Below are 11,900 nucleotides of genomic sequence, written 5' to 3' on the forward strand. Positions count from 1 at the left end.
GCGTCCCTGATCTCGATCAAGCCGTTGACCCAACGCAAGGGGGCGCGGGCTGGCGTTGATCCGGATCAATCATCCGCCGGACGACCGCGCCGCCAGCCGGGCGATGGTCTTCAGCACGCTGTCGGGGTTGAGACTGATGGAATCGATCCCCTGTTCCACCAGCCAGTCGGCGACATCCGGGTGGTCGGAGGGCGCCTGGCCGCAGATGCCGCACGGGCGCCCGTTGCGGTGGGCGCCAGCGATCGCCTGGGCGATCAGCGCCGTCACCGCCGGGTCGCGCTCGTCGAAGCTGGCCCGCAGGATATCGGAGTCGCGGTCGACGCCCAGCGTCAGCTGGGTGAGGTCGTTGGAGCCGATCGAGAAGCCGTCGAAACGGCGGGCGAACTCATCCACCAGCACGACATTGGCGGGGATTTCGCTCATCACGTAGATTTCCAGACCGTTGATGCCGCGCTCAAGGCCATTGGCGGCCATGATGGCCAGCGTCGCGTCCGCCTCCGCCAGTCGCCGGCAGAACGGGATCATCACCTTCACGTTGCCGAGCCCCATGTCGTCGCGCACCCGCTTCAAAGCCTGGCACTCAAGATCGAACGCCGGGCGGTAGGCGGGGTGGGCGTAACGGGCGGCGCCGCGAAAGCCGATCATCGGGTTGGCCTCGTCCAGCTCGAAGGCCCGCCCGCCGAGCAGGGCGGCATACTCGTTCGACTTGAAATCGGAGGTGCGCACGATCACCGGCCGGGGGTAAAAGGCAGCGGCGATACGCGCGATGCCCTCGGCGAGCCGGTCGACGAAGAACGCCGCGCCGTCGGCATGGTCGGCGGTCAGCCGCGCCAGCGCCCGCCGCTCGGTCTTGCCGATGACTCGTTCCGGCTGCAACAGTGCCATCGGATGGGCGCGGATGCTCTCGGAGATGATGAACTCGATGCGCGCCAGCCCGACGCCGTCCACCGGCAGCGCGCTGAGGCGGAAGGCCTGGTCGGGGTTGCCGAGATTGAGCATGATGCGGGTCGGCAGCTGGTGCGCGGCATCGGGATCGATGGCGATTTCCTCGGTGTCGAAGGCCAGCCGGCCGGCGTAGATACGGCCGGTCTCGCCCTCGGCGCAGGACACGGTGACATCGGCGCCGTCGGCCAGCCGGGCGAGCGCCCCCGCCGCGCCGACCACGGCGGGTACGCCGAGTTCGCGGGCGATGATGGCGGCATGGCAGGTGCGCCCGCCATGTTCGGTGACGATGGCGGCGGCGGTTTTCATCACCGGTTCCCAGTCGGGCGCGGTGGTTGACGCGACGATGACGTCGCCGGGCCGGACGTGCGGCAGGTCCGCGGCACTGGCCAGCCGCCTGGCCGGGCCGCTGGCGATGCCCTCGCCAACCGCCTGGCCGCTGGTCAGCAGCGGCCCTTTCCCGCGCAGATGAAAGCGGGTGAAGCGGGTCTGCGCGGTCAGCGCGTGGACGGTCTCCGGGCGTGCCTGGACGATGAACAGGCCGCCGTTGACGCCATCGCGGGCCCACTCGATGTCCATCGGCGTCGGCTGACCGTGAAACGCGCTGTAATGCTGCTCGATGGCGACGCCGACCCGCGCCAGCGCCAGCGCCTCGTCGTCACTGATGCAGAACTGACGGCGTTGTGCCAGTGGCACGCTGACGGTACGCGTGGCCTCCCCCCCCGACCGCCGGGCGCGGATCATCCGCAGCGCCTTGGCGCCACGCCGGCGACGGATCAGCGCCCGGAAGCCCGCCGTCAGGCCGGGCTTGTGGATCAGGAACTCATCCGGCTCGACCCGGCCCTGGACGATGGTCTCGCCCAGGCCATAGACGCCGGTGACCAGCACCACGTCGCGAAAGCCGGTTTCGGGGTCGAGGGTGAACAGCACGCCTGACGCGCCGTGGTCGGCGTCGACCATCCGCTGCACCGCCACCGACAGTGCCACCTGCTCGTGGGCGAATCCCCTGTCGAGCCGGTAGGAGATCGCCCGGTCGGTGTACAGCGAGGCGAAGCAGCGGCGCACCGCCGCCAGCACGGCCTCGGGACCGACGATGTCGAGGTAGGAGTCGTGCTGGCCGGCAAAGGAGGCGCCCGGCAGGTCCTCGGCGGTGGCGCTGGAGCGGATCGCCACCACCGCCGCGCCGCCCGCGTCGTCCAGCCCGGCATAGGCCTTCCGGATGGCGCCGGCCATCGGCGGCGGAAACACACCGCCTTCGATGAGCGCCCGGGCGGCCGCCGCCCGACGGGCGAAGTCAGCCAGATCGTCCTTGCGGGCGCCGGCCATCAGCGCCGCCAGTCGGGGCGCCAGGTCGTTGGCGGCGATGAAGGCGCGGTAGGCGTCCGCGGTCACCGCGAAGCCGTCGGGAACCGGAATCGCGCCATCGCCGAGCAGGCGGCGCAGCTCACCCAGCGAGGCGGTCTTGCCGCCTACCCGCGCGACGTCACCCAGTCCGATGGCGCTGAACGGCAGGACGGCGGTCGTGTCGGCGGTCGAGGTCTGGGGCACGGGGTGTCCTTTGCGGGTCTGGCCTGTCGTGGCGCGGGTCCGGTTCAGGCGGCGGGTTGCGGCGTGGTCATCGCCCGCTGGATGCAGTCCATCAGGGCATTGCCGAGCAACGGCTTCTCGACGATGGGCACGCCCTTGGCCTCGGCACGACGACGCACGGCGACCTGCGGGTGCGAGGTGACGAGGATGGCCGGCAGCGCAACGTGACGGGTGCGGAGGATTTCGAGCAAATCCAGCCCGTTCATGTCATGCAGGTGATAGTCGAGCACCAGGCATCCCTCGGCGGCGAGCGCGGGCACGGCCAGCATCTCGGCGCCCCCGGCGCAGGTGACGACGCGATAGCCCTCAAGCTCCAGCGAGAACTTTAGCGAGTCCCGCACCGCGCTGTCGTCGTCGACGACATAAACCACTGACTTGTGGCGGGGGAGACCATCCATGTTCATCAACCAACTCGATCCACGCCGTCGCGATGCCGATTCCATCAAGGTCACAGCAAAGCATGAACCGCGCCGGCGGGTGTTGACATGGCGCAATCACGGCGCTGCTTCGGCGCAGGCCGGGAAGGGGCGTCCGGGCCGATGGTCAGGGCCGTTCAATGGTCAGGGCCGTTCAATGGTCAGGACAGGTCGGGCGAGGCGGCGTCCTGCAGCAGGTCGACGGCCATCGCCATGCGCACCAGATCGGACAGGCTGCCGGCCTGCATCTTGGTCATCACGTTGGCGCGGTAGATTTCCACCGTGCGCGGACTGATGCCGAGGTCGAAGGCGATGATCTTGTTCGGCTGACCGAGCACCAGCCCGCGCAACACCTGCTGCTCGCGCGTCGACAGGCCGGCGAGCTTGGCCTGCACCTCGGCGCGCGCCGCGTCCTGCCGGCTGAGGCGCTCCTGCCGGTTGAGCGCGTTGCGTACCGCCGACAGCAGCAGGTCGTCATCGAACGGCTTTTCAATGAAATCAGCGGCGCCGGCCTTCATCGCCGACACCGCCAGCGGCACGTCACCGTGACCGGTGATGACGATCACCGGCAGCAGGAAGCCGCGCCCCTGGAGTTGGCGCAGCAGTTCCAGGCCGTCCACTTCCGGCATCCGCACGTCGGTAATGACACAGCCGCCGCCAACCTCGTCCAGCGTATCGAGGAAATGGCTGGCCGAGGGGTAGAGGCGGCAGGCCAGTCCGGCGGTGCGCAGCAGGAAGGCCAGCGAGTCGCGGACGGCCTGGTCGTCGTCGATCACATGCACCAGGGCAGCGTCGGCGGCGTCATTCGACATCGTCCAGTTCCTTCTCGTTCACGACACGCAGGGTAAAGGTGAAGGTGGTGCCGCCGGCCGGCGCCGGCGTCGCCCAGATCTGGCCGCCATGGGCCTCGATGATGGTGCGGGATATGGAAAGCCCGACCCCCATGCCCTGTCGCTTGGTGGTGACAAAGGGCTGGAACAGCTGCTCGGCGACATCGACGGCCAGGCCCTCGCCGCTGTCGATCACCGAAATCGCCACCATGTCATCGCCATGGGCGCCGGCACGGATCATCAGTTCTCGGCGCGGCGCATTCTCCATCGCCTCCAGCGCGTTGCGCATCAGGTTGAGCAGCACCTGCTGGATCTGCACCCGGTCCGCCAGCACGGTATCGAGCCGGGCATCAAGCTGGAAGCGTACCTGCACGCCATGTTCCTTGGCACCCACCAGCGCCAGGGCACTGGCCTCCTGGATCAGCTTGGACAGGCTTTCGATCCGCCGGTCACTCTCCCCGCGCGCCACGAATTCGCGCAGCCGGCGGATGATCTGGCCGGCCCGCAGCGCCTGGTCGGCGGCATGGTCGATCGCCTCGCGCAGGATGGTCGCCTGCTCGCCTTGCTCATGTTCCAGCAGCCGGCGCGACCCCTTGAGGTAGTTGGCGATGGCGGACAGCGGCTGGTTGACCTCGTGGGCCAGTGTCGAGGCCATCTGGCCCATGGCGGTCAGCCGCGACATGTGGATCAGTTCCGATTGCAGCTCCTGCAGCCGCGCCTCGGTTTCCTGCCGTTCGGAAAGGTCGCGGATGAAGCCGGTGAAGAAGCGCCGCTCGCCCGACTTCATCTCCCCCACCGCCAGCTCCATCGGAAAGGTGGAACCGTCGCGCCGTTCGCCGATCACCACCCGGCCGATGCCGATGATCCGCCGTTCGCTGGTGGCGATGTAACGGGCAAGATAGGAGTCGTGGCGGTCGCGGTCGGGTACGGGCATCAGGATGCTGACATTGCGGCCGATCGCCTCGTCGGCGGTGTAGCCGAACAGCCGCTCGGCGGTGGTGCTGAACGACTGGATGATGCCCTGTTCGTCGATGACCACCATCGCCTCGGGGATGGTGGCGAGAATCGAGCGCAGGTGAGCCTCACGGGTCAGCAGATCGCGGGTGTTGGCCTCGGCTTCGGCGCGGGCCTCGGCCAGCCGGGCGCCGCACCATGCCGCCACCGCGCCGGTGACCACGAAGGCGAGCGCCGCCAGGCCGTCGTGCCAGTCCGGCGGGGCGCCCTTGATGCTGCTCGCGCCCCCGAACGCCAGCCCGAGCGCGATCGCCAGCACCACGTGGCCGATGCCGCCCAGCGCGGCGGCGATCACCAGTGCCGGCGTGAAGAACAGGTAGGCGGCCTGCGAGGGCATGTAGGGGGCGAGCAGACCCCAGGCGGCGACTCCGGCCGCGATCGCCATCGTCGTGACGCCGTAGCGCAGGAGCGCCCTGGACGGGCGCGCCGAAGGTGACGGAAGGGCGCCGGAGGCGGGGCGGGTGTCTGCTAAGCTGGTCATGTCCCCCCGTCGCCGCTGGTCCGGCCGTTGGCCCCGGCGGTTGCAGACGCCGGACGAAACGCAATTCGGACTGTTATAGTATTCATGGAATCTTGCCAAGCAACGGGGCGCGGCAGCGAATGCGGCGCATCGCCTGGCGCGCCGGCGCGCGCTCGCGGCCTACGGGGTTTCCCTTAGGGGAATGAGCGGAATTTCCCGTGCCGGCGGATACCCCTAAGTCTTGCGACAACAAGCACGGTTCATACAGGGAAGCCATCATGTTGCAGCATGTTCACAGCATCGCCGCCCGGCCGGTCATGCCGATGATCCCGGATCGCCATGGCGGCGTCGGCGAGGTGTCGTTCGCCGGTATCCGGCTGATGGGCGTGTGCTCGATGACGGCGCGCGATACCGAGGTCTTCGGCGAGGGTGAGCCTGCGGACCATCTTTATGCCGTCGTCAGCGGCGCGGTGCGGACCTACAAGATCACCCAGGATGGCCGTCGCCAGATCTGCGCCTTCCTGTTGCCGGGCGATGTGTTCGGCCTCGAACTGGGCGAGAATTATTCTCTCACGGCCGAGGCGGTCTGCGACTCCGTGCTGGCGGTGGCCAAGCGCCGCACGCTCAACGGCCTCGCCGAGCGCGACGCCGAGGTGGCGCGGCGGCTGTGGGTGATGGCGGCGGGTCAGCTGGAGGCGGCACGGGCCCACATGTTGCTGCTGGGCCGTCAGTGCGCGCATGAACGGGTGGCGGCCTTCCTGCTCGATCTGCAGGGACGGCTGGGCAGTGGCGCGCATGTGGCGTTGCCGATGTCGCGCAACGACATCGCCGACTATCTCGGCCTCACCATCGAGACGGTGTCGCGGACGCTAAGCCAGTTCGACAAGGCCGGCACCATCGCCTTGCGCACCTCGCGGCATGTCGAGGTGCTGAGCCGGGGTGCCCTGCGCGCGCTGGTCGGCTGAGCCGCGCGGCGTTCAACAGTATAACGGGCCGTATCGCGCGACGGCATGTCCCGAGTCGATCATGGCGCAGGACAGGTCGATACCGCGAGCCGTGGTGCAGCGCGCCACCGTCCGGCCATAGACGTCGGTGTCGACAGTGGTGCAACTGAGTGGTGCCACCACCAGACGGTCGAGATGCCGGCGTGACGCATCGGGATCACCGGGCGTGCACTGGCGGCCCGGACGGCAATGGCCCGGCATTTCCGGTGCGTCGATGCCGGCAAGGCGAACGCGCCGTGAACCGCAGTTGATCGTATCGCCGTCAATCACCCTCGGCCGGCTGCAGGTGAGATCGCCGGGCGGCGTTACCGCTGTGCGGGTAGGGCCAGAGCTGGCCTCGTCATCGAGTAGCTTGAGCAGGGAAAGGCCGCCCAGCAAGCCAGCCAGCAGCACCAGACGGGCTTCGTTCCACGTCGGCAGTGCTCGTTGCCAATCTCGTTGCCGGAAAGCCATCGTCCGGGCGCCTCCTCATCGTTGCCTGACAGCGTTCCCGAGAACGCGGGTCATCACGACGGGACACTGCCCGGTGCGAGGTTAAGGATGAGGTAAACTGGCGCGCTGGTCGGCTGAGTCTCCTCCTTGGTGACCGCTACCCGAACGCTGCCAGCAGCGCCGTCACCTCGGCATCGGTGAGCTGGGGGAAGCTATCATAGACCTGGGAGACGCCCAGGAAATCGCGCGGCGTTTCCAGGCAGACGACGTCATCCACCAGCGGGCGCAGCAGGGCCAGCGCCTCGGCGGCGGCCACCGGCACCGCCAGCACGAGAGCCGCCGGCATCTGGCGTCGCAGGGCCTCCAGCGCCGCCCGCATGGTGGTGCCGGTGGCGATACCGTCGTCGACGACAATGACGGTGCGGCCGCCAATCGCCGGGGGCGTCCGGGCGCCGCGATAGACCTGCCGCCGGCGCTCCAGTTCCGCCAGCTCCCGCGCCACCAGTGGTTCCCGCTCGGCGGACGTCAACGCCGCCTGTGTCATCACCGTCGGGTTCCATACCACCTGCGGGCGGGCGCCATCGACCACCGCCCCCATCGCCAGCTCCGGGTGCCAGGGGACGCCGATCTTGCGCACCAGCAGCAGATCGAGCGGGGCGGCGAGTGCGCGGGCAACGGGCACCGCCACCGGCACGCCACCGCGCGGCAGCGCCAGCACCAGCGGGCGGACGTCGCGGTAACCTGTCAGCCTTGTCGCCAGCCGTTCGCCGGCGTCCCTACGATCATGAAACATCACCGCCCCCCGTGTCCGTTGGCGTGATGGCGGCAGTATAGCGGGAACCGGCAGCCAGGCGAAGCGGCCCCCGTCGGCACCGGGGATAGGCCATCGCGCCTGCGGCGCGACGACGCATGACGGACCGATTCTGAACTGATATAGGCCGATTTGATGAACGGGGGGATCACACGCGAAGGGATGCCACGCGCGCAGGCCTGGCGGCTGGCGCTGGTGTTGTGCGCGCTGCTGATCCGGGCGTTGTTGCCTTCAGGCCTGATGGTGGCGGCAACGCCGGCCGGCGCACTGACCGTCACCTTGTGTTCCGGTCGCGGCCCGGTCGAGGTGCTGGTTGATGCCCACGGCCAGCTGGTCGATCCCGACACTGTCGCGTCCTCCGGCACTGGCGAGCCTGGTGACGACAGTCGCGCCAAGCACGACGCGCCCTGCGCCTTCGCCGGACTCCTGGCGCCCGCCCTTCTGGTCGAGGCGTCGCTGCCTGTCGTGCCGCCGATGGCGGTCGCGCCGGGCGTCGCCACGTCCGGTGTCGGTATCGGCACCGGACTCGCCGCGCCGCCGCCGCCGGCCACCGGTCCACCCCCCTCGCTGATCTGAGCGCCACGCCCCGCGCCGTCGCCCCGACGGGCCGGGTACCCCGCGTTCTCGACCCCCACACCGCTTCCGGCCGTTGCGGTCGCGCCGCCATGCCGTGCGCGCGGCCGCCAGTGGCCTTACCTGTTCAGAAGAGACATCATGACCCAGTTCAACCCCCTTACCCTTGCCACCCTCACGACGGCCGCCGCCGTCGCCACCATCACACCCGCCCATGCCGCCGCCGGTGACCGGCTGGAGACCATTGTCGTTACCGGCACCAAGCTGGAAGGCGACTTCGGCGAGAAGTCCGGCATCCCCATCGCCAAGGTGCCCCAGAGCATCCAGGTGATCACCGCCCAGGAGATCATCGACGATGGCGCCCGCTCGATCGGCGACCTGCTGCGCGGCGTTCCAAGCGCCAATGCCGGCTATTCGCGCGTTGGCGCCTATCAGTCGTTCAGCCTCAAGGTGCGCGGCTACATGGCCGACCAGATGCGCAACGGCATCCGCCAGCGTTATTATGAGGATGTCGACGCCTCCGCGCTCAGCAACATCGCGCGGGTCGAGGTGCTCAAGGGCCCGTCCGGCGTGCTCTATGGCCAGTCGGCGGTGGGTGGTATCGTCAGCATCATCACCAAGCGACCCCAGGATGACTTTGCCGCCGCGGTGGCGTTGACGGCCGGCAGCGACCAGCTGAAGCTGGTCAGCGCCGACATCACCGGCAGCCTGGCGCCGGGCCTGAGCGTGCGGGTGACCGGCGAGATCGAGCGTTCCGGCACCTTTGTCGACACGCAGGATCTGGACCGCGACAACCTTGGCTTCAGCCTGCGCTATGCGCCCACCGACACGGTGACCGCCAACCTGGTGACCGAGTATGTCGAGCGTCGCACCAGCCGCAATCCGGGCCTGCCGGTCGCGGGCACCGTGCAGGACAACGGGGTTGGCGGGTTGCCACGCGGGCTCTATCTGGGCGAGCCGTCGGTCGACCACATGAAGGCCGATGCGCCGCTGGTGCAGCTGTGGGTCGACGTCAAACTGGGTGACAACTGGACGCTGACCCCGCGCTTCCAGTACCAGGAGTTCAACACCGCCTTCACCCAGATCCGGCTGCGCGCGGCCCAGGCCGACCTGACGACCATCAGCCGCAACGGCCGCATCGGCGAGGAAAACGACGAATATTATATCGGCCAGCTCGATCTCGCCGGCCGGGTGCAGACCGGACCGATTACCCACAAACTGCTGGCAGGCGTCGAGATCGACCGGGAGCGCGGCCGCTTCACCCAGTCGAACCTCACCAACGTGACCGCGATCAGCGTGCTGGCGCCGGTCTATGCCTATGCCGGCACGGCGCCGGCGGCGACCTTTGCCTTCGACAACTACTACAACCTCGATGGCGAGGCGCTCTACCTGCAGGACCAGATCGACCTCACCGACCGCTGGAACGTCATTGGCGCCATCCGCCACAGCTGGATCGACGCCCGGAACGGCAGCATGGGCCAGCCGGCCACCGACCAGGCCAGCACCAGCACCACCATCTGGCAGCTGGGCAGCACCTATCGGCTGACCGGCGCCGTGTCCGTCTATGCCGGCTACAACACCGGCTTTGACGTTGAATCCTCGGCGGCCGCCCGCTCGGCCAGCGGCGACCCGCTGAAGCCGGAGACGTCGAGCCAGGCGGAGGTCGGCGTGCGGCTGACGCTGGGGGCGGTGCGCGGCAGCATCGCGCTGTTCGAGATCAGGCGTACCAACGCGCTCACCACCGATCCCGACAATCCCGACTACAGCATCAACGTCGGCAAGCAGCGGGTGCGTGGCGTCGAGATCGAGGGCGAATGGCAGCCGACCGACGGCTGGTCGCTGACGGGCGGCTATGCCTATCTCGACTCGAAGATCGTGCGCAGCAACGACGGCGATCAGGGCAAACGCCTGGGCGACGTGCCGGCCCACAGCGTCAATGCGCGCACCGCCTACACGGTGCCGGGCACTAGCCTGACCCTGCGTGGCGGCTTCAACTATGTCAGCAATCGCCTGCTGGTGAACGGCAGCGATGTCCGTCTGCCATCCTACGTGCTGGCGGACATCGGCGCCGGCTACCAGATCGGCCGCTTCAGCCTCGATCTGGTGGCGACCAACCTGTTCGACGAACGCTACTTCACCGCCTCCGGCAATGCCTTCGCGGTGATGCCGGGTGACCCGCGCGCGGTCAGCCTGCGCCTGGGCGCCCGCTGGTAAGCGGCGTCCGAGCACTGACAGGAGAGGATACCATGGCCTCGACGACACGACAGCCCACCACCTACCGCGCGGTCTGGCGCTGGCATTTCTACGCCGGTCTGCTGTGCGCGCCGGTGCTGCTGCTGCTCAGTCTCACCGGCGCGATCTACCTGTTCGACCGGGAGATCGACGGCTGGTGGAACCGCGACCTGCAACGGGTCGCCGTCGGGGCCGTGGCCCTGCCGCTGGCAACCCAGGAGGCGGCGCTGGTGGCCGCTTATCCCGGTGCCAGCATCGGCCGGGTCCGTCTGCCGGAGGCGCCCGACGAGGCCGCGCGCTGGTTCCTGCGCGATGCCCAGGGGCGCGGCCGGCTGGTGTTCGTCGATCCCTACAACGCCCGGGTGCTTGGCGATGTCGACCCCGCCTGGCAGCCCACCACCATCGCCCGCGACCTGCACGGCAACCTGCTGATGGGCAACATTGGCAGTCACCTCGTCGAGCTGACCGCCTGCTGGACGCTGGTGATGCTGGTGACCGGCCTCGTGCTGTGGTGGCCCAGGCGGTGGAAGGCGCGCGGCGTGCTCTGGCCGCGCCTGGGCACAAGCGGCCGGCGGCTATGGCGCGACCTGCACGCCATTCCGTCGGCGGCCAATGCCCTGCTGGTGGCTTTCCTGATCCTCTCCGGCCTGCCGTGGTCGGCGTTCTGGGGCGTGCAGTTCGCCGCCCTGGGCCAGCAGCTGCCGTTCATCGCGCCGTCGCCCAACTTCACCGCCAGCCGGCCGGCGGCGCCGTCGGCCGGACCGGACGCGGCCTCCCTTGCGCCCGCCGGACATGGTGGTCACCCCGCCAGCCATGACGCCGAAGCCGCCAGGCTGCCCTGGGTGGTGCGCCAGAGCCCGCGACCCGCCGGCATCGGCGGTCATGATGACGCGCATGGCCACCACGGCGCGGGTGGCATCGCGGCGGCGGAGGCGCTGCTGGCCCGCCTGCCCGTCGACCGCTTCGGCCCCGGCATCCGCATCTTCTATCCCGATGGCCCGGCCGGCGTGTTCACCATCAGCTATGTGCCGGACAAGGCCGAGGGTCAGCGCACCCTCTATGTCGACCCCGCCAGCGGACAGCTGATCGACGACATCGGCTGGGGTCGCTACAGCCCGGTGGCGCGGGTGATCGAGTGGGGTGTCGAGACCCATGTCGGCCGGCAGTACGGCCTTGCCAACCAGATCGCCGGGCTGCTGGTCTGCCTCGTCCTCATCGGCACGGTCATCGCCGGGCTGATCCTGTGGTGGCGCCGCCGGCCGTCGGCGCGACTGGGCGCGCCGGACGTCGCGCCGACCGACCGGCTGCCCCGACCGCTGGTGTGGACCATCGCCGTGCTGGCGGTGCTGCTGCCGCTGGTCGGCGCCTCGCTGCTGCTGGTCTGGCTGCTCGACCGGCTGGTGATGGCGCTGGCGCCCCGGCTGGCGCGCTGGCTCGGCCGGGGAGCGCACGAGCCCATTGTCAGGCCGGGCGGGAGGCACTAGATACGGGGCTGCATCAAGAGTTGGGACGACGCCCAACGCCAACCTGCCGTACCGGGCAAGGTGGCACTTCCCCCGGGGAGGATGTGGCCCAAGCCGGCAACCAAACGGACCAAGC

Annotated in this window: 10 protein-coding genes and 1 riboswitch; of the genes, 4 read left to right on the forward strand and 6 right to left on the reverse strand. The window is 69.3% G+C overall.

Translation table 11 applies throughout. From position 1 onward, the window contains the following. Positions 1 to 69 precede the first annotated feature (69 nt). From ppsA to ABU113_RS09650, 4 genes are all read right to left on the reverse strand, one after another. Positions 70 to 2,490, reverse strand: coding sequence for a phosphoenolpyruvate synthase (ppsA, locus tag ABU113_RS09635; RefSeq protein ID WP_454559299.1), 2,421 nt, complete (start codon positions 2,488 to 2,490; stop codon positions 70 to 72). A gap of 44 nt (positions 2,491 to 2,534) precedes the next feature. Next, entirely contained in the window at positions 2,535 to 2,927 is a 393-nt protein-coding gene (locus ABU113_RS09640) for a response regulator transcription factor (RefSeq protein ID WP_454559300.1), read from the reverse strand. 179 nt (positions 2,928 to 3,106) lie between these two features. Further along, positions 3,107 to 3,757 (reverse strand): response regulator FixJ, encoded by a 651-nt coding sequence (gene fixJ, locus ABU113_RS09645; protein WP_454559301.1) that lies wholly within the window; start codon positions 3,755 to 3,757, stop codon positions 3,107 to 3,109. Then, positions 3,747 to 5,270 carry a sensor histidine kinase gene (locus ABU113_RS09650; protein ID WP_454559302.1) on the reverse strand — a complete coding sequence of 508 codons (1,524 nt, stop codon included), beginning with the start codon at positions 5,268 to 5,270 and terminating at the stop codon, positions 3,747 to 3,749. The genes fixJ and ABU113_RS09650 overlap by 11 nt, the downstream gene beginning before the upstream one ends. Before the next feature lie 257 nt (positions 5,271 to 5,527). Here ABU113_RS09650 and ABU113_RS09655 point away from each other — a divergent pair, with 257 nt between their 5' ends. Further along, the gene (locus ABU113_RS09655; RefSeq protein ID WP_454559303.1) at positions 5,528 to 6,214 is read left to right on the forward strand and encodes a helix-turn-helix domain-containing protein; all 687 of its coding nucleotides are present in this window, start codon (positions 5,528 to 5,530) and stop codon (positions 6,212 to 6,214) included. Between the two features lie 12 nt (positions 6,215 to 6,226). Here the strand turns inward: ABU113_RS09655 and ABU113_RS09660 are convergent, their stop codons facing one another. After that, complete coding sequence (locus ABU113_RS09660) at positions 6,227 to 6,706, reverse strand: thermonuclease family protein (RefSeq protein ID WP_454559304.1); 480 nt, start codon at positions 6,704 to 6,706, stop codon at positions 6,227 to 6,229. Between the two features lie 136 nt (positions 6,707 to 6,842). Further along, the gene (locus ABU113_RS09665; protein WP_454559305.1) at positions 6,843 to 7,478 is read right to left on the reverse strand and encodes a phosphoribosyltransferase; all 636 of its coding nucleotides are present in this window, start codon (positions 7,476 to 7,478) and stop codon (positions 6,843 to 6,845) included. 180 nt (positions 7,479 to 7,658) lie between these two features. Here ABU113_RS09665 and ABU113_RS09670 point away from each other — a divergent pair, with 180 nt between their 5' ends. From ABU113_RS09670 to ABU113_RS09680, 3 genes are all read left to right on the forward strand, one after another. Next, positions 7,659 to 8,072, forward strand: a complete 414-nt coding sequence (locus ABU113_RS09670) for a hypothetical protein (protein ID WP_454559306.1) — start codon at positions 7,659 to 7,661, stop codon at positions 8,070 to 8,072. 138 nt (positions 8,073 to 8,210) lie between these two features. After that, positions 8,211 to 10,283: a TonB-dependent receptor gene (locus tag ABU113_RS09675; RefSeq protein ID WP_454559307.1), complete on the forward strand. Its 2,073-nt coding sequence runs from the start codon at positions 8,211 to 8,213 to the stop codon at positions 10,281 to 10,283. 32 nt (positions 10,284 to 10,315) lie between these two features. After that, positions 10,316 to 11,785, forward strand: coding sequence for a PepSY-associated TM helix domain-containing protein (locus ABU113_RS09680; protein ID WP_454559308.1), 1,470 nt, complete (start codon positions 10,316 to 10,318; stop codon positions 11,783 to 11,785). Between the two features lie 5 nt (positions 11,786 to 11,790). Then, positions 11,791 to 11,899: riboswitch (SAM-I-IV-variant riboswitch) on the forward strand. Position 11,900: the final 1 nt, after the last annotated feature.

The sequence above is a fragment of the Parapedomonas caeni genome (assembly GCF_041060555.1).
GTDB lineage: Bacteria > Pseudomonadota > Alphaproteobacteria > Sphingomonadales > Sphingomonadaceae > CAUJIW01.

Bases quoted from the DNA above. Each gene is read 5' to 3' on its own strand.
- ABU113_RS09640 (WP_454559300.1), bottom strand. From the start codon at position 2,927: ATGGATGGTCTCCCCCGCCACAAGTCAGTGGTTTATGTCGTCGACGAC.
- fixJ (WP_454559301.1), bottom strand. From the start codon at position 3,757: ATGTCGAATGACGCCGCCGACGCTGCCCTGGTGCATGTGATCGACGAC.
- ABU113_RS09650 (WP_454559302.1), bottom strand. From the start codon at position 5,270: ATGACCAGCTTAGCAGACACCCGCCCCGCCTCCGGCGCCCTTCCGTCA.
- ABU113_RS09655 (WP_454559303.1), top strand. From the start codon at position 5,528: ATGTTGCAGCATGTTCACAGCATCGCCGCCCGGCCGGTCATGCCGATG.
- ABU113_RS09660 (WP_454559304.1), bottom strand. From the start codon at position 6,706: ATGGCTTTCCGGCAACGAGATTGGCAACGAGCACTGCCGACGTGGAAC.
- ABU113_RS09665 (WP_454559305.1), bottom strand. From the start codon at position 7,478: ATGTTTCATGATCGTAGGGACGCCGGCGAACGGCTGGCGACAAGGCTG.
- ABU113_RS09670 (WP_454559306.1), top strand. From the start codon at position 7,659: ATGCCACGCGCGCAGGCCTGGCGGCTGGCGCTGGTGTTGTGCGCGCTG.
- ABU113_RS09675 (WP_454559307.1), top strand. From the start codon at position 8,211: ATGACCCAGTTCAACCCCCTTACCCTTGCCACCCTCACGACGGCCGCC.
- ABU113_RS09680 (WP_454559308.1), top strand. From the start codon at position 10,316: ATGGCCTCGACGACACGACAGCCCACCACCTACCGCGCGGTCTGGCGC.